The sequence below is a fragment of the Pseudoalteromonas sp. BZK2 genome (genome assembly GCF_014349195.1).
GTDB lineage: Bacteria > Pseudomonadota > Gammaproteobacteria > Enterobacterales > Alteromonadaceae > Pseudoalteromonas > Pseudoalteromonas simplex.
In genome coordinates this window covers 1-24,150 of the sequence record NZ_JACSOG010000051.1, presented here as the reverse complement: position 1 = coordinate 24,150, position 24,150 = coordinate 1, and the positions used below count along the sequence as shown (strand labels likewise).

Sequence of the window (24,150 nt, the reverse complement as noted above, 5' to 3'; positions counted from 1 at the left end):
AGTTGGAATTAAAAGCGATTTAGGCAAGGCATTGATTGCAAGTAATAGTGGTTCTATTGTTAAAATCAATAACGCAGTATAAATCGCTTTTAAACCAACCCTTAGGGCGCTTCACAGGCACTTACTCTCATCGTTGTTACTTCTTAAAAGGGACTGCCATTCTTGCAAAGTAACGCCTTGATATTAAGCACCTGTGAAACGCTGAATTCTGCACCTTGAGGAGGTTTGGGTATTAGCGCTCTATTAAAAGGAAAAGTGCGTGGCTAAGGTTAAGAAAAATACACCGTTTTCAATTTTAGGCGATACGGTTGGTGTTGGCGAACGTAAAACATTTGCGATTGAAGCTGCCAAGCTTTACACCCACTCGCCGTTAAATATTCCAATTGAAGTCGTCAATGGTGTGCAGCAAGGGCCTGTATTAATGGTATGTGCTGCAATTCACGGTGATGAGCTCAATGGTGTTGAGGTTGTTAGGCAGTTGCTTGCTAAAATCGATCCAGAGCAATTGCGCGGTACTATTATTGCGGTACCGATTGTGAATGTGTTTGGCTTTATTCACAAGTCACGCTATTTACCAGACCGCCGTGACATGAACCGCAGTTTTCCGGGCTCAACACGAGGCTCGTTAGCAGGGCGAATGGCGAATGCGTTTTTTACTCAGGTGGCAATGCATTGTACGCATATTATTGATTTGCACACAGGTGCAATTCACCGAACTAACTTGCCACAAATTCGTGCCAATTTGAGCGACCCTGCAACGGCGGCTATGGCAAAAGCGTTTGGTACTCCAGCGGTGATTGACGCGTCACTTCGTAATGGCTCATTGCGCAGTGAAGCGGCCAATTTAGGAATACCCGTTATTACCTATGAAGCCGGCGAAGCGCTACGCTTTGACCCAATAGCCATTGCAGCTGGTGTGCAAGGTGTTGACTATGTCATGCGCCATTTAAAAATGGTGCGTGGCAAGCGTGCTAAAAAGCTACCAGAGCCGATTATTGCAAGCTCGACGAGTTGGGTACGCGCTGAAGTTGACGGTATTGTTCGTGCACAAGTGTCACTCGGTGAGCGAGTAATGAAAGGGCAGGTTCTAGCTTATATTAGCAGCCCTCTTGGTGATGCTGAGCTTGAGTTACTAGCGCCACGCAGCGGTATTGTCATTGGTCAACAAACCATGCCGCTTGTAAACGAGGGGGATGCCGTATTCCATCTTGCTTACTTTGCTCACGCAAACAGCTTAGTTGAACAACAGCTCGAAAACTTTATTGATGAAATAAGTGATATTGAAGACGAGTTAAAAACCGCAGAATTAAATAACTAATACCCTATTCTGTAATTCAAAAAGCCAAACTACCTGTTTGGCTTTTTTGTATCCGCCTGCCCCCATCTAATACTTGACCTTAGAGCAAGTACAAGGTTTATAGTTTTTTTACTTACTTAATTGTCGTAAGAATGACTAAAGGATCAAAGATGAAAATTTTTCTATTTTATACAGGCTTATGCACGCTTGCTATTTCACTTACGCACGGCTTTTTTACTGAGCAAAGTGTTGTTCACATTGTGTTATTTCACCCTTTAGTCATTTTATTTAGTTTTATATTAATCGCCTATGGAAGCAGAAAAAAAACACCTCTTTAGCAAGCATCTCGTTAACTTTAAGTCGTTACTTTTTTGGACCTAAAATACGTTTTATGGTTGGCGCTTTGGTTGCCGTAGGTGGGTTTTTTAGGACCATCACAGGGCGGGTAACAAAGATGTTGTTTGGGTAAATCACTTTGTGACCATCAACGTGTTCAAGTACCACGTTCATTAGTCCCATTTCGATAATGCGGCCTTCTAAGAAGTTTGCACCATCAATTACTCTCACCCAAAAGCCAACGCGGCAGTCGTTTTGAATAAACATCAACAAGAAGGCTGTTAGGTTACTTAGTAACGACCAGGCTGCAAAAAGCGCGACACCTAGCATGGCAAAAATGGATGAGCCAAGTACTAGTAAGCCGCGTAGCTCTATACCCCAAAAAACCAATACTAAACACAGCATGACAATGGCAAGAATGATATTGAGCAACAGCTCAGCACGGTATTCACGATGCGGATCAGCTTTGCCTTTAATTGCTTTTAACAGCAGTTTTTTGGTGGTTTTACGAAGCAGCGGGTAAAGCAAAACCGCGATAACAGTCACGATTAAATGATATTGCTCGTTAAAGAATTCGACGAAGTCCAAAAGGGTTCCTAAGTTAATATTTTACGTTTCGATTTTAGCTTTTTAGCTAAACAATAACACTACTTTAAAAGGTATTTTTAACCGTTACTAGCCACTGCACAGAGTCGATATCATCATCTTGTTTGTTAATTGGTGCGGCAATATCTAGGTGAATTACCGTACCGGCATTGGCACGGCTTGGCGCTAAGCGAAGGCCCACTCCCACATTTTGCAGCACGTTACCGTTATCGCCATTATCTTTGTTGTTATACCAAGCTCTACCAATATCATAAAACGCGGCACCACCCACTTTAAACAATTGCAGTAAGTCATATTCCCAGTAGTAGCGCTTCTCTAAAGTCACTAAAAAGCTGCGGTCGCCAACTTGGTAGTCAAGCGGGTATCCACGCAGGCCATTCTCCCCACCAATCGTGAGTTGCTTATCAGCAGTGAGATTTTCTGCATATTGTAGGCGGGCTTTGGCATACCAGCTTTGTCTTAGTGTGGTATTGAGGTAATACTGTAACTGCGTGCTGGCAAACAGGTTTTCGACGTCATCGGTTTCTTCATTCCAGTAGCCATCTAGGTCTGCTTTAAAGCGCCACAATTGGTTGTCTCCAGAGTAATGCGCCTTTGATAAAGATAACGAATAAATAGTACGGCTGGCATCGTCGCTAAAGTCTTTACTCGAATAACCGAGTAAGGCGTGGATATTCCAACCAAGGTTTAAATCTTCAGTACGGTAGATGCTATCGAAATTTCTTACCTTAACGTAGTGATCTTCAAACCATTGACCACTAACGTAAGGGTAACTCAGCGTTCTATCTTCAGCGATAGGTAAATTCGTTAATGATATGGCCTTGAAAGTATCTTTACGATTTTCTACCCCGAGTTTGATACGCTGAGTCCAGCTATTGCCAAGTTGTGATGAGTGACCAAAGTAAGCACGGTTTAAAATGGTCTTTTGCTCAAATTCGCTAACTACATCGCCGCGATAGTAAAGTGACTCTCGGCGTTGATCAGAGTAACTTGTCACACCGTAGCTGTAGGGCGTATCAATCGAGAAAAACGGATAGCTTACATCGAGATAATGACGTTTACCGTCATCGTTGTCTGAGTATTCTAAACGGCCTTGATAACGGCTAGAGAATATATGTGGATCGTCATACACAAATAGGTAACCTGTGCGATCAGCATCACGGGTGCGGCTAAATGACACTCGTTTACCCCAGCCTAAAAAGTTTGACTCGCGAAAGCCGATACTCGACTCATTCTCACCGCCGCTACGGCTAAAGCTTATTTCTGGTAATAAAGTCCACAGATCGCGCGTAATTACTTTTACATGGACGTTGCCATCACAATCGAGCTTTGCGTTGATACGTGCATCATATAAATAGCCTTGTTTACGCAGTAACCGCTCTGACTCTAGTAATTTACGTGGATTATAAACATCACCTTCTTCGAACAATAAAACGCTGTGTATTACCTCTGGCTCAGTCGTCATGTGAGCGCGATTGGCAAACCGGAATAAAAAGTTATTTTCTTCTTCTAGCTCAGTGTTAAAGACGTTTAGCTGTTCAAGTTCAATGGCGACTATTTTACGGTTATTAGCAGCATCGGGGAGTGGATTGTCTGCATCGAGTTGGCGGCGTAAGTTATTATCTTGCGATTTAAGCGTGCGCTGGTTTTGACAATAATTATTATCGTCAGTTAATAGCTGCTCTGCATGAACATTGGCTGCTATGCAGATTGGTAATAGTGTTATTAGCCTAGCAACAAAGTGCGACTGCTTAAATCCCATTTACACCCTTAGTTGAGTATGTCCTGTGCAACTACTACATACTAAGCGTGGAAAAAAGTCTAGCTTATTATTGTAATTGCATGACTAAATATTGATAAAGTTGCGGTAAAACTGCACTGGCCTCAATGCCTTCAGCATTAATCCAAATACTTTCACTGTAATGTTCAAAGTTTAGATTAAAACTATGATCTGTAAAGTGAAAGCGTAATTGATGACGATCAGCGCCAGCATCAAAGTCGGCGGTTGTTATTGCTGGAGCGTGTAAGAAAAGGGTTGCCCAAAGTTCAAAGTCTTCGTCGTGTGGAAGCTCACTTGACGTTATGAGAATGATTTCATGCTCAGCATCATAGCTTAGTTCAGTCATAGCAGTCCTAATTAGCGGCAAGGTAGTCGCGAATGGTATTTAAAAACGGTTCGCCGTACTTATTGAGCTTAGTGAAACCAACACCCGACACTTTTAAAAACTCACTGTCATTGGTTGGCATGAGCTGCGCCATTTCAGCGAGAGTTTTATCATTGAATACCACATAAGGTGGTACATCATCAGCATCTGCCAACTCTTTACGTAAGGCACGTAATTTTGCAAACAGCTTTTTATCGTAATTAAACTGAGCAAGTTTATCTTGGTAAACGTGCTTAGCTTGTAGGCGAGGTTCAGCAAGTTGCAGTGCATACTCACTTTTAAGCACCGCACGGGCGGCTTCGGTTAAGCGTAATGAAGAGCCTTGGGTAATATCTTGGCTTAATAACCCTTGATGGATAAGCTGCCTTAAAATACTTAGCCAGAACTCCACACTATGCTCTTTTCCTATGCCATAGGTGCTTAGCTGGTGGTGATTGTTATCACGAATACGGCTAGTGTTTGCGCCGCGCAGTAACTCAACAATATAGCCAATACCAAAACGTTGTTCTGCACGATACACACACGAGAGAGCTTGTTGTGCGACAAGTGTGCCATCAAAGCTAGTCGGTGGGTTTAAGCAAATATCACAGTTACCACAGGTTTCGCGCTTATATTCACTAAAGTAATTTAGCAAAATTTGTCTGCGGCATGTTTGTGCTTCGGCAAAGCTGGCCATAGCATTAAAGCGTTGCTCTTCAACACGACGCCGTTGCTCGTCTTCAATATCTTCAAAAAAGCGGCGTACGCGACCAATATCGGCCGGATCAAAATACATTATCGCTTCTGCAGCCAGACCATCACGACCTGCACGACCGGTCTCTTGGTAGTAAGCCTCAATGCTTTTTGGAATATCGTAATGCACCACAAAACGTACGTTTGGTTTATTAATCCCCATGCCAAAGGCAACGGTCGCAACCACAATTTGAATATCGTCACGGGCAAAGCCCGATTGCACAAATTGGCGTTGTTCATTGCTCATACCTGCATGGTAGGCGGCGGCATTAAACCCTGCGTCAGCAAGTTTTTCGGCTACATCATCAACCCGTTTGCGGCTGGTGCAATAAATAATGCCGCTTTGATTTTGCTGCTCTTTTAAATATCGAAGCAGCTGTACCATAGGTTTGAATTTTTCTTCTATGGTGTAACGAATGTTAGGTCTATCGAAGCTACCAGTGTGCACGTAAGGGTGGTTAAGCTGAAGCTGTTCAATAATATCGTAACGGGTTGCTTTATCTGCCGTTGCTGTAAGGGCCATCATGGGTACGTGCATAAAGCGTTGCTTTAACTCGTTGAGCCGACAGTAATGCGGCCTAAAGTCATGCCCCCAATGCGACACACAGTGAGCTTCATCAATAGCAAAAAGTGCGAGTTTAAGATGACTCAAGCGCTCTAAAAATTCGTGTTGTAATACTTTTTCTGGTGCAACATATAACAGCTTAATTTGGCCGTAGTGTAATTGTTGATAGACAGCTTGTTGCTCTTCAAAAGGCAGGCTGTTATTGATGTAGGCCGCTTGCACGCCGAGCGCTCTTAGTTGGGCAACTTGGTCTTGCATCAAGGATATAAGCGGCGAGATAACCACAGTAACACCATCGAGGATCAAAGCGGGTACTTGATAGCATAATGATTTGCCTCCACCCGTAGGTAGAAGTACAAGCGAGTCTTGGCCGTCAAGCGCTGCGGCTATAATCGCTTCTTGGCCATCACGAAAGTCCTTGTAACCAAACACTTGTTTGAGTACGGCTTGTGGTGATCGAACGGGTGTGTTGGACATTGCGGTATTGGTATTCATCGCCGAGCATTTTAGTGGTTTTTTATAGCGATGTCTTTAGCAATATACCCAAACTACCTCAAAATGCAGAATTCAGCGTTTCACAGGAGCTTAATGTCACGGCGTTACTTTGCAACAATGGCAGTCCCTTTTAAGAAGTAAATACATGGGCTTATTTAGCGTGTTTTGGTTGCGTCACTGTTTAGGGGGCGTAAAATAGCGCTTTTAAACTATAAAGCCAAACTTATGCCTACCAACATTGAGCAGCGAAAAGGTGTCATTTTCGCTTGTTTAGCCTTTTTTATGTGGGGTCTTGCACCCATTTATTTTAAATTTCTTCAGCAGGTTTCTGCTTTTGAGATCTTAATGCACCGTGTTATTTGGTCGGTGTTATTTTTACTTCTTATTATTGCAGCTCGTCATCAATGGCAGCGTATTCGAATTGTGCTTGGGCAACCTAAATTACTTTTGATGTTGGTAATAACAGCAAGTTTACTTGGCTTTAACTGGGGGTTATTTATTTGGGCGGTGAACAATAATCACATGCTCGATGCTAGTTTAGGTTATTACATCAACCCACTACTAAATGTGTTGCTTGGTATGTTGTTTTTAGGTGAGCGGCTGCGTAAATGGCAAGGCGTTGCTGTAGGCCTCGCGCTTTGTGGTGTGCTGCTTCAATTAGTGAGCTTTGGATCATTTCCTGTGGTTGCTTTTTCGCTAGCTGGCTCGTTTGCTATTTATGGTCTTTTACGAAAAAAGCTGCCGATTGAATCATTACCAGGGTTATTGCTCGAAGCACTTATCTTATTACCTGTTGCACTTATTTACTGGTGGTTTATGGCGCCTTCGCCAAGCTCTGATTTAACTGCAAATGATTGGCATATTAACGTGTTACTGATAAGTGCAGGAGTGGTGACAACTTTACCACTGTTGTGTTTTACCGGTGCAGCAAAACGCCTTCAGTACAGCACATTAGGCTTTTTTCAGTACATTGGTCCAAGTTTAATGTTTATGCTTGCCGTGGCTTTTTATGGTGAGGTATTTGATGCTGAGCGTGTGGTGACTTTTGCCTGTATTTGGAGCGCTTTGGCGTTATTCAGTTGGGATTCGTACCGCCAAAGTCGTAAGCAACGCAAAGCGAAATTAGAGGCAGTGACTAAGCCTGTATAGGCTTAGCTTATTAGCTTGTTGCGCCCAGACTCTTTTGCTTGATAAAGCTTTAGATCGGCCTGTTTTATTAGTTCATCTAAACTATAAATAGGCCCATTATGAAAACCAATCGACAGCGTAAACTTGATACGGTCTTTGCTAAATTCAGGGCTGTGCTTTTCAACAAATAAGCGGAATTTTTCTAAACGCTGTAACGATTCATGTCGGTCTTGATCTGCAAAATATACTGCAAACTCTTCACCACCAAAGCGGCCAACTAAATTATTTTTAAAATACTTTGCCATACATTGCGATAGGCCTTTAAGCACTTCATCACCGGCATCATGACCATAGTTATCGTTTATTGATTTAAAGTGGTCAATATCGATCATAGCTAAAGAGACAGAGTTTTCTGCCAGTTTTGCAGCTTTGAGGTGGCTGTTTGCTTCACCAAAGAAATAGCGGCGATTAGGCAGCTTAGTGAGGTAATCAGTATTTGCCTGTAAACGAATCGTTTTAATGTTTTCAAGCATGTCGACGTTTTGACTTAGCCGGCAATAGAATTCTTCATTATTAAATGGCTTGCGAAGGTAATCGTCTGCACCAGATTTTAAAAAGCGCGTTGATAAGTGCAGAGTATCGAGTGCAGAAATGCCGATTATGGCTTTTTCATCATTGGAATATAAACGACGAATTTCAACACAAAGCTCATCCCCATTCATGTTTGGCATTTCGTTATCGGTAATGATCACCGATATTTTTGGGTTTTCAGCCAGTACTTTTAAAGCGTCGACACCATCAACAGCTTCAATGGTTTGGTATTTGTGACGAGTTAATAAGTTACAAATGTGGTGGCGAGTTGCCGCTGAATCATCAACGACAAGAACTTGCACTTGTTCATTTCGAGGCAAGCGAGCGAGTTGTTTTTCTAGATACTGATAAGCTTGTTTATTTTCTTTAGTAATGTAGTCAATTATTGGGTGCTTTTCGACAATATTACGCGTTGTCTCATCTAGGTTTCCCGTCATGACAATTGTGGGAATATCAGAGGCGATAGTAAAAGGAATTGCTTCGCCTTTTGGTGCATCTGGTAGAATAAAGTCTACTACCGAGCAAAAATAAGAGTGCTCTTCAACTAACTTTTTTGCTTCAGCCAACGAGCCTGCAATATCGGCTTCATAACCAACTTTTTGCGCGATATGCTTTTGCACTCGCGCAATCGTTGGCGTATCTTCAATTATTAATATTCTTCTAGTCACGGTTTGCCTTGTTATAACTTTTTGGCGAAGCAATAGTTACTACAAGTTTTAACCTTAAAAGCCTAAAAAAGCAAATCGTTATAAGCTGTCTGACTCAGAATAATATTCAACGCTTTGTGTTGTTGGGTTTGCAATACGGGAACGTCCAAACAATGTATGAAATTTCGTTTTGCAAGTGGTTTGCTTTAGGTATTTGACCCAAGCACGTTCAATTGCATTGGTCGCTTCAAGATTGCCGGTGACAACTTGAACAAATTGAGTTTGAAATTCATTTTGTGGTTCTAGGGTTTTGTTGTATAAACCCTTTAGAACAACACCATGCTGCTCGAGAATGTCGGCTTCTAGCAAAGTGAAGTGACCACTACGACCAAAACCGCGTGGGAAATTTTGATCATCATAGAATTGACGTTGGCTTGCAAATGCCTGACGAAGTGATGAAATGTCATTGCTCATGGCTTTATCCTCATGCCCTAATTTCTTGCTGGAGTATGGATCAAGTTGTCGATTTTATTAAACAAATTATTTTTATCGTAAGGGTAAAAAATGGATATCGATTTATTGAAGACTTTTGTTGAAGTGGTCCGTACGCGCCATTTCGGTAAGGCAGCTGAAAATTTATATATTACACAGTCTGCGGTGAGTTTTCGGATCCGACAATTAGAGCAAGGTTTAGGCGTTAACTTATTTATTCGCCAGCGTAACAACATACAGTTAACGGCGCCTGGTGAGCGATTACTGCCACATGCACAAATGATCATTACGGGTATGCAGCGCGCAAAAGTTGATGTGGCACTTGCAGATAATATGCATAAGCAAATTAGCTTAGCAGGAACACCTAATATTTGGGATGCATTTTTACAGTTTGGTATTACTAATATTGTTTCTGCTATGCCGGGTGTGTCGTTAGTTGCTGAAGTCAAAGCACAACAAGAGAGTACTCGCTTATTACTGGAACGTACTCTTGATTTAGCTGTGTTGTTCGATCCCCCTAAAGTAGATGAACTGGTTGTACAGCGAATTTGTGAGTTACCTATTATTCCTGTGAGTGCTTTTGAAACAGCAAATAGTGAAAACTTTTTCGATAACCAATATGTGTATGTTGATTGGGGTACCACCTTTTCTTTATGGCATGCTCGTGAGTTTAACGGCCACGCCCCTCCATATTTTAGAACCAGTACGGGCCGTATTGCGCTTGATTTAATTTTGAAGTGCGGCGGCAGTGCCTTTATTCCTCAGTTATTAGTTGAAGAGCAGCTTAAATCTGGTGAGCTTTATCATGTTGAAGATGTTGCGCATACATCGCGTGATGTGTTTGTTGCTTACCACAGAGACAACGAGCAAACCCCTCTGTTAGAGAAGTTAGTCACTTTATTAACTGAGCTACAAATAAAAGCTTAAAATTAATTTAATTTAGCTTTCATAAAAATTTAATTTTACAACAGTGAGTTACGTTTTTATTTCAAAATTAATTACATTTTATGAAGCTAAATTGACGCTTTTATTTCAACTGTCATCTTTCTGTCATTTTTTACTGTCACACTGCGCGCATTGAAACACAACATGTGTTTTTTGTTGCGATTATTGAGGAAACGACATGAAATTTGCAAAGTCTAGCTTATTCCTAGCTTTATTTGGTGGTTTATCTTTTTCTGCACTAGCTGATGTAGATGTATATGGTAAAGCAAACGTGACTGTTCAATCATCAGATGATGGCGAAGGGTCTTTCACTGAAATTAAAAGCAATAACTCACGTTTTGGCTTAAAAGGTTCAGAAAAAATTTCTGAAGGCTTAGAAGCGGTTTATAAATTTGAGTTTGGTGTAGACGTATCTGACGCTGATTCAAAAGGCGACAATGACGATAACATCACTGCGCGTAATCAATACGTGGGTGTGAAAGGTAGCTTTGGTCAAGTTGTTATCGGTCGTAACGATACAGCAATGAAGCAGTCTCAAGGTAAAGTTGATTTATTCAATGACCTTGAAGGCGATATCAAGAACGTATTTAAAGGCGAAAACCGTTTAGGCGACACGATTTCTTATGCTTCTAAAGACTTCAGTGGCTTCAAAGTATTAGCAACTTATGTCGCTGAAGATGATGTAGACGCTGATAACGGTTACTCTGTAGCGTTAACTTACGGCGATGCAAAACTTAAAGAAAGCAAACTTTATGCATCAGTTGCAGCTGACAGCGAAGTAAAAGGTTACGACATTGTTCGTGCAACAGTACAAGGTAAATTAGGTGACTTCAAACTAGGTGCTATGTACCAAACACAAGAAAAAGTGGATGGTAGCGCAGAAGCTGATGGTTACTTAGTAAATGCTGCTTACCAAATGAATAGCAACACATTCAAAGTACAGTACCAAGTAATTGACTTTGATGAAGGCGATAAGAAAACAGCTATTTCTGCAGGTGTTGATCACAAGCTAAACAAAAACACCAAAATATTTGGTTTCTACTCAACGTTTGATACAGACAATCAAGTTGACCAAGATTACCTAGGTGTTGGTATTGAATACAAATTCTAAGTGAACACTCCCTTACTTGTGAGCCCAGCTAATTAGCTGGGCTTTTTTTGTTGAACAACAAAATTATACTGAAGTTAGCTTTAAGCTTGTGCGTAGTTTGATTTGCCTGCAAGCCAGCGTTGAATCAATTTATCGGTAAGTTCTGGGTAGTCATTCAATATTTTGAAAGCGATGGGTCTGACATGATTGAGTGTTTGTTTATCGCGGTTTAGGTCGGCGATTTTGAATTCAGCTAAGCCTGTTTGTTTGGTGCCAAGTACTTCACCTGGGCCACGGATTTCGAGATCTCGCTCAGCAATCACAAAGCCATCATTACTTTCACGCAGCACACCTAAGCGTTTTTGCGCTGTAGCTGATAATGGCGCATGATAAAGTAAAACACAGTGTGATGCCGTTGCCCCACGACCAACACGGCCGCGTAGCTGGTGAAGTTGTGCAAGCCCTAACCGTTCAGGGTTTTCAATAATAATAAGGCTCGCATTAGGCACATCAACACCCACTTCAATCACGGTTGTGGCAACCAGTACATGAATATTACCTGCTTTAAACTCACTCATAATGGCTTGCTTTTCGGCGGCTTTCATCCGGCCATGCACCAAGCCAACGTTTAGCTCTGGCAGTGCTGCTTTTAATTGCTCGGCGCTATCCTCGGCGGCTTGGCATTGCAGCACTTCAGATTCATCAATCAGGGTGCAAACCCAATACACTTGACGACCTTGCTCTGAGCATGCTGTTCTCACACGTTGAATAATTTCGTCTCGGCGTGCATCTGGAATCGCCACCGTTGTGATAGGCGTTCTACCGGGTGGTAACTCATCAATCACTGAGGTTTCTAAATCAGCGTAGGCTGTCATTGCTAAGGTTCGCGGGATAGGGGTTGCAGTCATCACTAATTGGTGTGGGTAGCAATCACCAAAGCGGCCTTTTTCACGCAGTGATAAACGCTGATGAACACCAAAGCGGTGCTGCTCATCAATAATAATTAAAACGAGATTGTTAAACTCAACCTGCTCTTGGAATAACGCATGGGTGCCAACAATCATTTGTGCTTCCCCAGAGGCGATTTTTTCCAAAGTTGCTGTGCGCTCTTTACCTTTACTTTTGCCACCTAACCAAGCGACTTCAACACCGAGTTGATTAAACCATTGGCTAAAGTTGATACCATGTTGCTCTGATAAAATTTCAGTCGGTGCCATTAAAGCTACTTGGTAGCCTTCGCTTATCGCGGTGAGCGCACTGAGTGCTGCAACTAAGGTTTTACCAGAGCCTACATCGCCTTGCACTAGACGCATCATCGGAAACGGGTGTTGTAAGTCACCTTTGATTTCTGCCACTACACGACTTTGTGCGTTAGTTGGGCTAAAGGCTAAATTAGCTAAAAACTGTTGCTCAAGTTGGTTATGAGGCTTTAAAGCAACCGCTTTTACCGTTTGCCCTTTTTGGCGCAGCTTTAAAAGGCTTAAGTTTTGCGCAAGCAACTCTTCAAAAACTAGCCGTTGCTGGGCAGGGTGCATACCTTGTTCAAGGGCAGTTAAATCAACATCGTTTTGTGGGCGATGTAAGGTCATAAGTGCATCGGCTAAACGCATTCCGGTTGGCTGAAACTGTTCTGGCAGTAACTCTTCGACAGGGTACTTAGTTAATAGTGCAAGTGCTTGATCGCTAAGTGCACGAATAGATAACTGTTTTAGCCCTTCGGTAACAGGATAAACCGGCGTAAGCGTGGTATTAGTTGGTTGCTCAGAAGGGGTATCCGATAAGCTGTATTCCGGATGTGTCATTTCAAAGCCAACTCTGCCACGGCGGATCTCACCAAAGCAGCGAATGATTTTACCTGTACTTAAGGCATTTTTTTGGGCTGCGCTAAAGTTAAAAAACCTCAGCGTTAAACGGCCCGTGCCATCATTTACTTGGCAAACCAGCATGCGCCTTTTTCCAAAAGTAATTTGGCTGGTTTCAATAGTGGCTTCAACACTAACATGGCTATGCGGTTGGAGTTCGCAAATTGGATGAATGCGGGTCCGGTCCTCATAACGGTGAGGCAAATGAAACAGCATGTCTTGCACCGTATGAATATTTAGCTTAGCAAGACGCTCGGCCATTTTCGGGCCGACGCCTTTTAATTCTGTAATTGGGTATAACGCTAAGCTAGGATGACTCAAAGGTGACTCAAATTATTAATTAGTAGACTGTTTTTCAGTTTACTTGCACTCGTTAGTGGCTTCAAGCGGTTGCGTGTGTTTTAAAATGTTCCAGAACGTTTCATCAGCAACAATTTCACCATTCTCATCAAGCTCAGGGTACGGTAGCTCTTTTTCACGGCATTGTTCTGCAATGATAGGGTGGCAGCCTTCAAACAAGATGCGGTGCTTAATTTTCGCATCAAGCATATCGCGGTTGTAAAGTCCGGCTTCTTCACGTTGGCGCTGTGCTTCAAATAGAATAAGTGCCGCAGCAACTGATACATTAAGAGATTGCACCATTCCTTGCATTGGGATAATGATATTTTTATCAGCATGAGCGAGGGCGCGCGGTGAAATACCATCACGTTCTTGGCCAACAATAACAGCCGTCGGTTTGGTGTAATCAATTTCACGAAAGTCGACAGCATCGTCGCTGAGATGAGTTGCTAAAATTTGTACTTCAGGGTTTTGCGCACGCATCATGGCAACAGCTTCATCGATATTGCGATGCAAGTGAGTTTCTAGCCAGTTTTTACTACCACCTGAGGTATTGTTAGTTAACCATTTTTGATTCTCTGGCCATACAGCATGAACATGATGGCAGCCTGTCGCGTCAGCTGTGCGGGCAATGGCCGATAAATTATGATGCTTATGTACTTCTTCTAAACAAACCGTTAGGTCCGTTTGGCGGCGGTCTAACACGCGCTTAACACGCTCAAAGCGAGTTGTATCCATAGTTGTGTGCTCGTTGACGGATTCTAATTGGCGCTGATTATACCCTAGGGAACAACAGCACGGCTAATTGGGTTTTGTAATGAGATCAGCGTTTCTGTTGATTGAATAGCTTCGATGGCTTGTATTTTGTTAATTAACACATCTTGTAGATGATCAATTGAGCGTGCCATCACTTTGATAAATATACTGTAATTACCCGTGGTGTAATAGGCTTCTACGACTTCTTCTAGCTCTTTTAAATGCAGTAACGTTTGTGGGTAATCACGGGCATTGTTGAGGTTAATACCAATAAAACAGCAAACATCGTAACCAAGCTGTTTGGCATCAACACTGACTTGGGTGCCTGTAATAATTCCCGCTTGTTTCATCTTTTCGACTCGAACATGAATAGTTCCGGCACTTACTGCAAAGCGTTTAGCAAGTTCTGCATACGCTGTTCGCGCATTTTCCATTAACGCGTTAAGGATGTTTTTATCGAGATTATCGATTTGATAATTTTCCATGGTATTTATTAGTGTTAATTATTGAATCAGTAAAATTTATAGCATTATTTTTATGAAAATTTCAATGTTAAGTTCTTTTTATTGCGGGTTATTGAAAATTATCTTTGTTTAGTTGAGGATTGTTTTAACAGGAGGGGCCAAGCAGCGGGCTTCTCTAATCAAGCAAGTAACAATAACTGGGAATGAGGCCAATTATTATGAGTTCACACTACCTGCAGCAACAGCAGCAAATTAGTAAAGTAAAACAGTTTTTTTCAAGCCAATTAGAACAACAATTAGGATTAGTTGAGGTACAAGCGCCGATCTTGGCAAAAGTAGGCGATGGTATTCAAGATAACTTAAGCGGTACTGAAAATGCTGTATCGGTAGCAGTGAAAACAATTCCGGGTAGCCAATTTGAAGTAGTGCACTCTTTAGCTAAATGGAAACGCAAAACCTTGGCTGATTACGATTTTTCGGTAGGTGAGGGGCTCTATACGCATATGAAGGCGCTTCGCCCAGATGAAGAATCTTTAAGCCCAATTCACTCGGTGTATGTTGACCAATGGGATTGGGAAAAAGTAATTTGCGAGAGTACTGAGCGCACCTTAGACAAGCTAAAAGAAACCGTAACATCACTTTATCAGGCTATTAAAGCAACCGAACGCTTTGTATCAAGCGAGTTTGATTTAACGCCATTTTTGCCAGAGCAAATCACCTTTGTACACAGTGAACAGTTACGTCAGATGTATCCTGACTTTACTGCAAAACAACGTGAAAAAGCGGTAGCACAAGAATACGGTGCGGTATTTTTAATTGGTATAGGCGGCACACTTGCCGATGGCAAAATTCATGACGTACGAGCACCGGATTATGATGATTGGTCAACCCAAACCTGTAGTAAATTTGCTGGCTTAAACGGTGATATTTTAGTTTGGAACCCGGTGCTAGAAGATGCCTTTGAAATCTCTTCAATGGGCATTCGTGTAAGTCCTGATGCATTAGCTACTCAATTAGCGATTACAGGCGACCAAGCTCGTTTAGAGTTTGATTGGCATAAACAGCTACTTGCGAAGCAGTTCCCGCAAACAATTGGTGGTGGGATTGGTCAATCACGACTCGCTATGTTGCTGTTACAAAAACAGCATATCGGGCAAGTACAAGTTGGTGTTTGGCCTGAACAGCTAAAACAGCAAGTGGAAGGAATTCTCTAAGTTAAGATTAATGACCCTGGTAAAAAGAGGCTTAAAGCCTCTTTTTTATTAACTGGTTTTAAACTCCACCTCAACCTTGTTCTCTTCAAGCTTAACCTTGCAAGGGGGGTACTTACGGTTTGTACGTAGCACTTTTTCAAAAATATGTATTTCTACCCCTGAGTGCAATGTTTTGTTAACGACTAATTGCGCATCTTCAAGTAAATCATGCAAATGATGCTCTAAACTTGATAGTTTTTTCTCAAGCATTTCAGCTTGCTCGCAATAGTGCATTTGTGTGGCCCCTATTTTGGCCAGAAGAGTTTTTTTCTTTTCTGCATCTTTTACTAAATCCGCTTTTTCGATAGCCGCTTGTAAGGTATCAAGTTGCGAATCTGTTTGTGCTAAATCTTTGAAGCATTGGTCTGTTTGTGCTGTTACATCAGCACCTGAAGCCGCTAAGTTAATCACCATCTTCGCGCCTGATTCATTGCCAATTTCGCCAGCAATAACTATTTGAGCATCTAAAATTTCACCGCCAAATAGTTTTCCTTGGGGGTTATCTTCTTGGCCGACTTGCAACAATTTAGTGGCTTTCATTACACAATGGCTGGCTTGTCGGTCGATGAGGATATTGTTTGCTTCAAGGTAGCTGTATTGACCATGTGATAAGTGAATGTCGCCTTGGCTGATGATATTACATGATAACTTTTTATCTTCGAGTTGGTGGCCAATTACGCCTTGTTTTATGGTGATATCCCCAGCTGCAGATAAATGACCAGACTCTACAGTGCCCATAACTGTTATATCGCCTTTGGCATTAATACGCATTCCCGGCTCAACATTATGAGTTACAATGACGCTACCTTCAAAATCTACATGGCCGGTTTTTACGTTGACATCGGCAATGGTAAAAATATCATCAACACGCATGCCATTCGCGATATCTACAGGAACACCTGCAATGGCTGAAATAAGTTCAAGCGGATTATTTTTAGATATTTCGGTACCTTCACCAGCAACTAGAGTGTTACTTTCACCAGGCTTGGCTGGTAATACATCACCGGTAACAGTAAAGCCTTCTTTACCCGGAGTCGCAGGGATTTGCTTGATAAGTAATACGCCGGGTTCGACACTGGCAAGCTTGCCAAAATCACGCATATCGACAGTACCATCTTCACGCAATTTGGGTTTTTTTAAGCGATCTTTGAGCGTTTCAACTTGAGAAACTAGTTTTGATGGTTGGCCATCGATAGGTAAGCGACCTTTTGCTAGCACGCCTTTAGCGACTTCTCCTGCTGGTAACTCAAACTGTTGTTGTAATAGCTGTTCCAAGAAAGCTTGTTTGTATCCGCGAGCAACGCCCGCTCTGATAAGCTCCTTTTTAGCTTCATCAAGCGTCATAACTTTGCCGCCTTCAGCAAGAGTAAGCTCGCCTGTGGCCAGCATTTTATCATCACTCAAGGTGACAACTAGGTTCGCATCATGTTTAGAGGCAACAACAAGCATGCGCTCATTTGAATCGCTTTTGAAGAAATTATTGATAGCTTCATGATCCACTCTGCATTCGCAAAATGGTGACTTTTCTAATGCTTCGATAATAAACGCAGCACTAGGAGGTGAGTTTTCATGAACATCTAATAAAACGTTGCCGTTGTGGGCGAGCTTAAACACCTGGAGATCCTTTTTTACTACATTAGCTAAAGGTTTTACTTGTTATAACAACAGAGTGCTAGAGATTTGCTAATGAGTCAAGAATTTCGGGTGAGGGAAGTAATAACTTTTTCTAAAAAAGTGCCAGCAACTTTGCGTTGCTGGCAGGGCTGATTAGTTTGTTGAAGGTAGCTCCATGATACCGTCAATTTCAACTTGCACGCCTTTTGGGAGCGCACGTACGCCAATTGCGGCACGTGCAGGGTATGGTTGCTTAAAGTACTGGCTCATCACTTCGTTAACAATCGCAAAGTTAGATAAGTCAGTTAAAAAGATATTCACTTTTACCATGTCTTGAATTTGACCACCCGCAGCTTGGCAAACAGCTGTTAGGTTTTTGAATACTTGGTGAGTTTGCTCAGTAAAGTCTTCAGAGATCACTTCCATTGTTTCTGGTACAAGTGGAATTTGACCTGATAAATAAACAGCCGTGCCTACTTTAACTGCTTGGCTGTAAGTACCGATAGCTGCAGGCGCATTATCAGTAGAAATAAAAGATTTGTTCATGATTATCCTTGTTACTTTTTACGATAGACTCTTTGCACATCAGGCATAACGCGAATGCGGCGCATAATGTTAGCAACATGAACGCGGTTTTTAACCGTGATGCCTAAATCTATCATGTATAAATTACTTTCTTTTTCGTCAGTCGCTATTTCAACAATATTGGCTTGGGTTGAGGCAACAACATTGGTTAATTTAGCCAGCGCACCTTGGTGATTAATAATCTCAATACGAAGGGCCGCAATATATTCTTTCTCTGGGTTATCGTCCCATTTTACAACGAGGTATTTTGAGCGCTCTTTTTCCCAACCACGAATATTTTTACATTCTTGGCGGTGAACCGTAAGGCCTTTACCTTGGCTGATATAAGCTGTAATTGCATCACCAGGGACTGGGCGGCAGCATTTAGAGTAATTAACTAACATGCCTTCAGTACCTATGATGGTCGCTTTTGCTTTTTGTGCAAGGTCGTCTAGGTCGTCTGCATCAACTTGCATCAAGCGTTTTGCAATAAGCACACTCATGAGATTACCAGAGCCTATTTCGACTAGTAGCTCAAGGACGGTATTTAGTTCATGTTCTTGAAGTACACGGCGAATGTTTTCATCTGGAATATCATCCAGTTTGGTTTCACCAAGTGCTGAGTCTAGTAAACGTCGACCGAGCAGCATGGCTTCTTCATGCTGTTGGCTCTTCAGGTAATTGCGAATACCTAAACGTGCTTTACCTGTTACAACGAAGTTTAACCAAGTTGCATTAGGGTGTGCTCCAGAGCTGGTGATGATTTCGACCGTTTGCCCTGTATCAAGCGCTTTGCTGAGTGGGTGAGGTTTACGGTTAACGCGTGCCCCCACACAGGTATTACCTACATCAGTATGAACTGCATAAGCAAAGTCGACTGCTGTCGCACCCATGGGTAGCTCAACGATACGGCCATCTGGCGTGAAAACATAGATCTCTTCAGGGAATAGCTCTGTTTTAACGTTTTCAACAAACTCAAAAGACGAACCAGCGCTTTGCTGAAGTTCCAGTAAGCTTTGCATCCATTGGCGAGCACGTTGTTGTGCTGTGTGGCCTGCATTATCACCGGCTTTTTTATACATCCAGTGAGCAGCGACCCCTTTATCTGCCATATGATCCATATCGTGGGTACGAATTTGAATCTCAACAGGAATACCATGAGGGCCAACTAATGAGGTATGAAGCGACTGATAGCCGTTAGTTTTTGGTACAGCAATATAATCTTTAAAGCGAGTTTCGATTGGCTTGTAAAGGTTATGCGCAACACCTAATACGCGATAACAGGTATCCATATTATCAACATTGATACGAAACGCGTAGATATCCATCACTTCGTTAAACGACAGCTCTTTATTAAGCATTTTTTTGTAAATGCTATAAAGGTGTTTTTCGCGGCCAGATATAGTTGCTTCGATGCCAGACTCTTCTAAACGCGCTTCAATTTCAGTTTTAATATTACTGATAACTTCTTTACGGTTACCACGTGCTTTGACTACTTCTGATCTTAATGCGCGATGGCGCATCGGGTATAACGCTTGAAAGCCTAAATCTTCTAATTCATTTTTAATATCGTGAATACCAAGGCGGTTCGCAATTGGTGCGTAAATCTCTAGGGTTTCACGGGCAATGCGACGGCGTTTGTCAGGGCGCAGTGCGCCTAAAGTACGCATGTTGTGAGTACGGTCAGCCAATTTAATTAAGATCACGCGAATATCTTGCGTCATCGCCATGATCATTTTGCGGTAGTTTTCGGCTTGGAATTCTTTTTTATCTTTAAAGCTGAGTTTATCTAGCTTACTCACCCCTTCAACAAGCTCGGCAACGGTGTCGCCAAAAATTTCAGCTAAGTCTTGTTGGCTAAAGTCAGTGTCTTCAATCACGTCATGCATCAGGGCAGCCATCAGCGTTTCGTGGTCTAAGTGCATGCCGGCAAGTATTTGTGTCACTTCGACAGGGTGGGTGATATAAGGCTCGCCACTTGAGCGTGTTTGGCCTTCGTGGGCTTCGCGAGCGACCACGTATGCTTTTTGTACCAGCTCAATCTCAGCGGGTGGTAAGTATTCGGATATTTTCTTTTTGAGGCCTTCGAATAGATACAAAGTCACACTCCAATGCGCAAATGAAGTAAATCGGTAACGGTATGAATAGAATATACGATGAAAAGAAGGGCTTGCCAACGGCTAGTGTAGAAATACTAGCCGTATAGCTAAATCAAAGCGGGGAGCTTGATTACTGGTTGCCACCTACGATAGCAGCCACAGCAGCCATTTCTGCTGCTTCTTGATGTTGTTGTTCTTCACGATCAATTAAGTCCATAGAAGAGCTATCTACTAACCCTTTCTCAATTTCACGTAAAGCAATAACCGTTGGTTTGTCATTTTCAGCATCAACGAGTGGATCTTTACCACCAACCGCGATTTGGCGGGCACGACGAGCCGCAACTAAAATTAAGTCAAAACGATTACCAATTGCATCTACTGCATCTTCAACAGTTACGCGAGCCATCTTAGCACTCCAAATAAATTCTTAAGCAAAGGCGTAGTTTACTGTACCAAGTTAAATTCGCCAATAGCTTGTGGTTAATTTTTATCTTATTCTTAAAAAAGTATTACTTAAGTAAGTTCTCTAATAACGCCTGATGGCGCACAGCTTGGCTTTTTAACGATAAACGTTTAGCCATAACGATCGTTTCGATTTCTGTAAGCGCAGTATCAAAGTCATCATTAACAACAACATAATCATACTCATTATAGTGTGATGTTTCTGATTGTGCTTTTGCCATTCTTCCTGCGATCACCTCAGCAGAGTCTTGACCACGGTTATTTAAGCGCGATTCAAGTTCTTCTTTTGATGGTGGAAGAATAAAGATAGTCTCAACATCATCAACTAATTTGCGGATTTGCTGAGCACCTTGCCAATCGATATCTAAAAATACGTCAATACCTGCTTCAAGTTGGCTTTCGATTGCTTGCTTAGACGTACCATAGTAGTTATCAAACACTTGCGCCCATTCAAAAAAGTCATTTTTCTCAATTAGCGCTTTGAACTCATCCACAGAAACAAAGTGATAGTGCACACCGTTTTCTTCACCCGGACGAGGTGAGCGAGTTGTGTGCGAAACCGATACCTTCATATCGTTGTGTTTCTCTAATAAAGCACTAATTAAGCTTGATTTACCAGCCCCTGATGGAGCTGACAAGATAAATAAATTTCCGCGAGTTTGCGCCATGATCTGTCTCTAATAAAAAATAAACAGGCTCGGACTATCGCTAATCCAAGCCTTTAATTGAACTATTGTACTTTATTTCGCTAAAAGTGCTCAAGTTTGCCTGCTTTTTGACTTTTCAAAAACAAAAGACCCAGCAGGTGCTGGGTCTTATAAAAAACTGTAAAGCGTGCTTATTCAATATTCTGAATTTGTTCGCGCATTTGCTCGATTAACACTTTTAGTTCTACCGCAGCGTTTGTGATGTCACTGTTGATAGACTTTGACGCTAATGTGTTTGCTTCACGGTTAAACTCTTGCATCATAAAGTCTAGGCGTCGGCCACATGCGCCGCCTTTAGTTAAGATTTTTTTGGTTTCTTTAACATGCGACTTTAAGCGGTCAAGTTCTTCAGCAACATCTTGCTTTTGCGCAAGGTAAATAAGCTCTTGCTCAAGGCGAGACTCATCGATGTCTGTTTTTAGTTCTTCTAGCTTTTGGTTTAGTTTTTCGCGCTGCCATTTAGCGATTTCTGGTAAGTGGCCTTCAACAATAGTTACTTGCTCTAAAATTGCATCAAGGCGAGTTGCTATCATTTCTTGTAAGTTTGCACCTTCATCGCCGCGGGCTTGTTTAAAATCTTCAATCACTTCATCGAAGCCTGCAATTAGCGCAGTGTTTACGCTATCCATATCGAGCTCTTCGGCTTCCATCACGCCAGGCCAACGTAAAATATCAACTGGGTTGATGTCACCATTGCTTTGGTTTTGCACCCATTGTGCGCTTTTAATTAATTGTTCAGCGAGTGATTCGTTAATCGTTAACTCACCAACATGCGCTGGATTTGCAGCAAACTTTAAGAAAACTTCAACTTTACCGCGTTGTAAATGTTTACGTAAACGCTCACGAATAACCGGTTCCATGCCACGAAATTGCTCAGGTGCGCGGATAAAAGTTTCAAGGTAACGTTGGTTTACTGAACGAATTTCCCAAGTGCCAGTGCCCCATTCGCCTTTAATTTCGCGGCGCGCATAAGCTGTCATGCTGTGGATCATGGATGATTTCCTAGTGTTATTAAATTTACAAAGTTGACTGATTATACCGAATCAGCTTTTAACCTCTAGCGTAAATTTTCTGAAATGTGCTTTTCTGATGCAGTTAATTATGTAAATGAACATGGCATCTAGCACCACATCGACTTATAATGTGGCAAATTCAGAATTAAGGGGATCGTTAATGCGTCCAAGCGAAAGAACACCTAACCAAATTAGACCGGTTACATTCACACGTAATTACACTATGCATGCTGAAGGGTCAGTATTAGTAGAGTTTGGAAATACTAAAGTTTTGTGTACAGCAACTGTTGAAGCTGGTGTACCACGCTTTATGAAAGGCCAAGGTAAAGGTTGGGTTACGGCTGAATACGGTATGTTACCTCGTTCAACACATACTCGTAATGGTCGTGAAGCATCGCGCGGTAAGCAAGGCGGTCGTACTATGGAAATTCAACGCTTAATCGCACGTGCACTTCGTGCTGCGGTTGACTTAAAGGCGTTAGGTGAAAACACCATTACTATCGATTGTGATGTAATTCAAGCAGATGGCGGTACACGTACGGCATCAATCAGTGGTGCATGTGTTGCATTAGTTGATGCGCTTACTTACATGCGTAGTAAAGGTATGATCAATTCAAACCCACTTAAGCATATGATTGCGGCAATTTCAGTTGGTGTATATAAAGGTCAACCAATTAGTGACCTTGAGTACCTAGAAGATTCTGAAGCCGAAACAGATATGAACGTGATCTTGACCGAAACTGGCAAAATCATCGAAATCCAAGGCACAGCTGAAGGCGAACCTTTCTCATTCGACGAACTTGATGAGCTACTTACATTAGCTAAGCACTCAATTCGTGAAATTATCGACGTTCAAAAGCAAGCATTAGCTTGATAAAGAAGTAGGTTTATTAGTTATGAAAGATTATCAAAAAGAGTTTATTGAATTCGCACTTGAAAAGCAGGTGCTTAAATTTGGTGAGTTTACTTTAAAGTCTGGCCGCACTAGTCCTTACTTTTTCAATGCTGGTTTATTCAATACCGGTCGTGACCTTGCACGCTTGGGTCGCTTTTACGCTGCAGCACTTGAAGATGCGGGCATTGATTACGATGTATTATTCGGCCCTGCTTATAAAGGTATTCCAATCGCAACAACAACAGCGGTTGCTTTAGCAGATCATCACGACAAAGATGTACCATATTGTTTTAACCGTAAAGAGAAAAAAGCACACGGTGAAGGTGGTACATTAGTAGGTTCTGAACTTAAAGGTAAGATCATGTTAGTTGATGACGTGATCACTGCAGGTACAGCTATTCGTGAGTCTATGGAAATCATTGCAGATAATGGTGCGGACTTAAGTGGTGTTTTAATTGCACTTGACCGCCAAGAGAAAGGTAAAGCTGAGTTATCTGCTATTCAAGAAGTCGAGCGAGACTTTGGCACTAAAGTTATCTCTATTGTAAAACTAGCTGACTTAATTAGTTACCTAGAAGCCAAAGGTACAATGGATGAGCATTTAGCTGCAGTAAAAGCATACCGTGATCAATACGGCATTGCTTAACACCTAAAATGCGAACAATTTAAAGGCCCAGCTATATTGCTGGGCCTTTTTGTTTTTAGAGTCTTGTACTTTTATGGCCTTAAATACGGTTAAAAAGTTACTGAAGCGTTAATAAAGTTTCTCTTTTGTGGTGTTTAGACTAAAAAGGATACAAAAGGCAGTTTTTTTAAAGTTTTCTCAAAAAAGTGCTTGCGTTAATTCGCTGCATCCCTATAATGCGCATCCACCGACACGGCGGACTGCTTACAAAAAAGCAAAACGACGAGTTGGTTGAGTCAAGTAAGACTAAGTTTTGAAAAAATAAACTTTTCTCAAAATTAAGTGTTGACAAAAATAACGGCTTGCGTAGAATGCACAGCCCTTGAGACGCAAAAGTATCTCAAACGT

Annotated in this window: 22 protein-coding genes; 7 read left to right on the top strand and 15 right to left on the bottom strand. The window is 41.9% G+C overall.

Annotation, left to right across the window (positions count from 1 at the left end; all coding sequences use genetic code 11):
- Nucleotides 1–259: 259 nt before the first annotated feature.
- Nucleotides 260–1,318 (top strand): succinylglutamate desuccinylase/aspartoacylase family protein, encoded by a 1,059-nt coding sequence (locus BIZ38_RS20230; RefSeq protein ID WP_138601134.1) that lies wholly within the window; start codon nt 260–262, stop codon nt 1,316–1,318.
- Between the two features lie 342 nt (nt 1,319–1,660).
- On the opposite strand, the gene BIZ38_RS20225 is transcribed toward BIZ38_RS20230, so the two are convergent.
- From BIZ38_RS20225 to recQ, 4 genes are all read right to left on the bottom strand, one after another.
- A complete protein-coding gene (locus BIZ38_RS20225; RefSeq protein WP_095209703.1) occupies nt 1,661–2,221 on the bottom strand; it encodes a mechanosensitive ion channel domain-containing protein in 561 nt (186 codons plus the stop codon).
- A gap of 64 nt (nt 2,222–2,285) precedes the next feature.
- Entirely contained in the window at nt 2,286–4,001 is a 1,716-nt protein-coding gene (locus BIZ38_RS20220) for a BamA/TamA family outer membrane protein (RefSeq protein ID WP_138601129.1), read from the bottom strand.
- A 67-nt stretch (nt 4,002–4,068) separates the two neighbouring features.
- Entirely contained in the window at nt 4,069–4,365 is a 297-nt protein-coding gene (locus tag BIZ38_RS20215) for a DUF3630 family protein (RefSeq protein ID WP_138601126.1), read from the bottom strand.
- A gap of 7 nt (nt 4,366–4,372) precedes the next feature.
- On the bottom strand, nt 4,373–6,196 hold the full coding sequence (recQ, locus tag BIZ38_RS20210; protein ID WP_138601124.1) for a DNA helicase RecQ: 1,824 nt from the start codon (nt 6,194–6,196) through the stop codon (nt 4,373–4,375).
- A gap of 225 nt (nt 6,197–6,421) precedes the next feature.
- Between recQ and rarD the strand changes: the two genes are divergently transcribed.
- Nucleotides 6,422–7,345, top strand: a complete 924-nt coding sequence (gene rarD / locus BIZ38_RS20205) for an EamA family transporter RarD (protein ID WP_054554213.1) — start codon at nt 6,422–6,424, stop codon at nt 7,343–7,345.
- A gap of 2 nt (nt 7,346–7,347) precedes the next feature.
- Here the strand turns inward: rarD and BIZ38_RS20200 are convergent, their stop codons facing one another.
- Entirely contained in the window at nt 7,348–8,583 is a 1,236-nt protein-coding gene (locus BIZ38_RS20200; RefSeq protein ID WP_054554214.1) for a response regulator, read from the bottom strand.
- Nucleotides 8,584–8,661: 78 nt separating this feature from the next.
- Nucleotides 8,662–9,036: a DUF413 domain-containing protein gene (locus BIZ38_RS20195; RefSeq protein WP_054554215.1), complete on the bottom strand. Its 375-nt coding sequence runs from the start codon at nt 9,034–9,036 to the stop codon at nt 8,662–8,664.
- A gap of 90 nt (nt 9,037–9,126) precedes the next feature.
- Here BIZ38_RS20195 and BIZ38_RS20190 point away from each other — a divergent pair, with 90 nt between their 5' ends.
- Together BIZ38_RS20190 and BIZ38_RS20185 are read left to right on the top strand one after the other, a co-directional pair.
- On the top strand, nt 9,127–9,981 hold the full coding sequence (locus BIZ38_RS20190; RefSeq protein ID WP_054554216.1) for a LysR family transcriptional regulator: 855 nt from the start codon (nt 9,127–9,129) through the stop codon (nt 9,979–9,981).
- A 196-nt stretch (nt 9,982–10,177) separates the two neighbouring features.
- Nucleotides 10,178–11,110, top strand: coding sequence for a porin (locus BIZ38_RS20185; RefSeq protein ID WP_187491137.1), 933 nt, complete (start codon nt 10,178–10,180; stop codon nt 11,108–11,110).
- Nucleotides 11,111–11,190: 80 nt separating this feature from the next.
- Here BIZ38_RS20185 and recG read toward each other — a convergent pair whose 3' ends face one another.
- Genes recG through asnC form a run of 3 tightly spaced genes read right to left on the bottom strand, consistent with a single transcriptional unit; the run spans nt 11,191 to nt 14,531 of the window.
- A complete protein-coding gene (gene recG / locus BIZ38_RS20180) occupies nt 11,191–13,272 on the bottom strand; it encodes an ATP-dependent DNA helicase RecG (RefSeq protein ID WP_187491136.1) in 2,082 nt (693 codons plus the stop codon).
- Nucleotides 13,273–13,311: 39 nt separating this feature from the next.
- Entirely contained in the window at nt 13,312–14,028 is a 717-nt protein-coding gene (trmH, locus tag BIZ38_RS20175) for a tRNA (guanosine(18)-2'-O)-methyltransferase TrmH (RefSeq protein ID WP_055197629.1), read from the bottom strand.
- Between the two features lie 44 nt (nt 14,029–14,072).
- Entirely contained in the window at nt 14,073–14,531 is a 459-nt protein-coding gene (asnC, locus tag BIZ38_RS20170) for a transcriptional regulator AsnC (protein ID WP_187491135.1), read from the bottom strand.
- 197 nt (nt 14,532–14,728) lie between these two features.
- Here asnC and asnA point away from each other — a divergent pair, with 197 nt between their 5' ends.
- Entirely contained in the window at nt 14,729–15,724 is a 996-nt protein-coding gene (asnA, locus tag BIZ38_RS20165; protein ID WP_166339519.1) for an aspartate--ammonia ligase, read from the top strand.
- A 48-nt stretch (nt 15,725–15,772) separates the two neighbouring features.
- Here the strand turns inward: asnA and BIZ38_RS20160 are convergent, their stop codons facing one another.
- The 6 genes from BIZ38_RS20160 to BIZ38_RS20135 form a co-directional block, all read right to left on the bottom strand.
- Nucleotides 15,773–17,377 carry a DUF342 domain-containing protein gene (locus BIZ38_RS20160; protein WP_187491134.1) on the bottom strand — a complete coding sequence of 535 codons (1,605 nt, stop codon included), beginning with the start codon at nt 17,375–17,377 and terminating at the stop codon, nt 15,773–15,775.
- Nucleotides 17,378–17,530: 153 nt separating this feature from the next.
- Nucleotides 17,531–17,923: a RidA family protein gene (locus BIZ38_RS20155; RefSeq protein ID WP_054554223.1), complete on the bottom strand. Its 393-nt coding sequence runs from the start codon at nt 17,921–17,923 to the stop codon at nt 17,531–17,533.
- Nucleotides 17,924–17,934: 11 nt separating this feature from the next.
- Nucleotides 17,935–20,040 (bottom strand): bifunctional GTP diphosphokinase/guanosine-3',5'-bis pyrophosphate 3'-pyrophosphohydrolase, encoded by a 2,106-nt coding sequence (spoT, locus tag BIZ38_RS20150; protein ID WP_138601110.1) that lies wholly within the window; start codon nt 20,038–20,040, stop codon nt 17,935–17,937.
- Between the two features lie 130 nt (nt 20,041–20,170).
- Nucleotides 20,171–20,446, bottom strand: coding sequence for a DNA-directed RNA polymerase subunit omega (rpoZ, locus tag BIZ38_RS20145; RefSeq protein WP_054554225.1), 276 nt, complete (start codon nt 20,444–20,446; stop codon nt 20,171–20,173).
- 103 nt (nt 20,447–20,549) lie between these two features.
- The gene (gene gmk / locus BIZ38_RS20140) at nt 20,550–21,170 is read right to left on the bottom strand and encodes a guanylate kinase (protein ID WP_187491133.1); all 621 of its coding nucleotides are present in this window, start codon (nt 21,168–21,170) and stop codon (nt 20,550–20,552) included.
- 170 nt (nt 21,171–21,340) lie between these two features.
- Nucleotides 21,341–22,201 carry a YicC/YloC family endoribonuclease gene (locus BIZ38_RS20135; RefSeq protein WP_138601109.1) on the bottom strand — a complete coding sequence of 287 codons (861 nt, stop codon included), beginning with the start codon at nt 22,199–22,201 and terminating at the stop codon, nt 21,341–21,343.
- Between the two features lie 181 nt (nt 22,202–22,382).
- Between BIZ38_RS20135 and rph the strand changes: the two genes are divergently transcribed.
- Both rph and pyrE read left to right on the top strand, forming a co-directional pair.
- Nucleotides 22,383–23,096, top strand: a complete 714-nt coding sequence (gene rph, locus BIZ38_RS20130) for a ribonuclease PH (protein WP_054554228.1) — start codon at nt 22,383–22,385, stop codon at nt 23,094–23,096.
- A gap of 22 nt (nt 23,097–23,118) precedes the next feature.
- Nucleotides 23,119–23,763, top strand: a complete 645-nt coding sequence (gene pyrE / locus BIZ38_RS20125) for an orotate phosphoribosyltransferase (RefSeq protein WP_054554229.1) — start codon at nt 23,119–23,121, stop codon at nt 23,761–23,763.
- Nucleotides 23,764–24,150: the final 387 nt, after the last annotated feature.

Excerpts from the sequence above, each read along its gene's own strand:
- BIZ38_RS20155 (WP_054554223.1), bottom strand. The coding sequence starts at position 17,923 with ATGAACAAATCTTTTATTTCTACTGATAATGCGCCTGCAGCTATCGGT.
- rarD (WP_054554213.1), top strand. The coding sequence starts at position 6,422 with ATGCCTACCAACATTGAGCAGCGAAAAGGTGTCATTTTCGCTTGTTTA.
- BIZ38_RS20220 (WP_138601129.1), bottom strand. The coding sequence starts at position 4,001 with ATGGGATTTAAGCAGTCGCACTTTGTTGCTAGGCTAATAACACTATTA.
- gmk (WP_187491133.1), bottom strand. The coding sequence starts at position 21,170 with ATGGCGCAAACTCGCGGAAATTTATTTATCTTGTCAGCTCCATCAGGG.
- BIZ38_RS20190 (WP_054554216.1), top strand. The coding sequence starts at position 9,127 with ATGGATATCGATTTATTGAAGACTTTTGTTGAAGTGGTCCGTACGCGC.
- rph (WP_054554228.1), top strand. The coding sequence starts at position 22,383 with ATGCGTCCAAGCGAAAGAACACCTAACCAAATTAGACCGGTTACATTC.
- asnA (WP_166339519.1), top strand. The coding sequence starts at position 14,729 with ATGAGTTCACACTACCTGCAGCAACAGCAGCAAATTAGTAAAGTAAAA.
- BIZ38_RS20185 (WP_187491137.1), top strand. The coding sequence starts at position 10,178 with ATGAAATTTGCAAAGTCTAGCTTATTCCTAGCTTTATTTGGTGGTTTA.
- BIZ38_RS20195 (WP_054554215.1), bottom strand. The coding sequence starts at position 9,036 with ATGAGCAATGACATTTCATCACTTCGTCAGGCATTTGCAAGCCAACGT.
- rpoZ (WP_054554225.1), bottom strand. The coding sequence starts at position 20,446 with ATGGCTCGCGTAACTGTTGAAGATGCAGTAGATGCAATTGGTAATCGT.
- asnC (WP_187491135.1), bottom strand. The coding sequence starts at position 14,531 with ATGGAAAATTATCAAATCGATAATCTCGATAAAAACATCCTTAACGCG.
- BIZ38_RS20135 (WP_138601109.1), bottom strand. The coding sequence starts at position 22,201 with ATGATCCACAGCATGACAGCTTATGCGCGCCGCGAAATTAAAGGCGAA.
- pyrE (WP_054554229.1), top strand. The coding sequence starts at position 23,119 with ATGAAAGATTATCAAAAAGAGTTTATTGAATTCGCACTTGAAAAGCAG.
- recQ (WP_138601124.1), bottom strand. The coding sequence starts at position 6,196 with ATGAATACCAATACCGCAATGTCCAACACACCCGTTCGATCACCACAA.
- BIZ38_RS20215 (WP_138601126.1), bottom strand. The coding sequence starts at position 4,365 with ATGACTGAACTAAGCTATGATGCTGAGCATGAAATCATTCTCATAACG.
- trmH (WP_055197629.1), bottom strand. The coding sequence starts at position 14,028 with ATGGATACAACTCGCTTTGAGCGTGTTAAGCGCGTGTTAGACCGCCGC.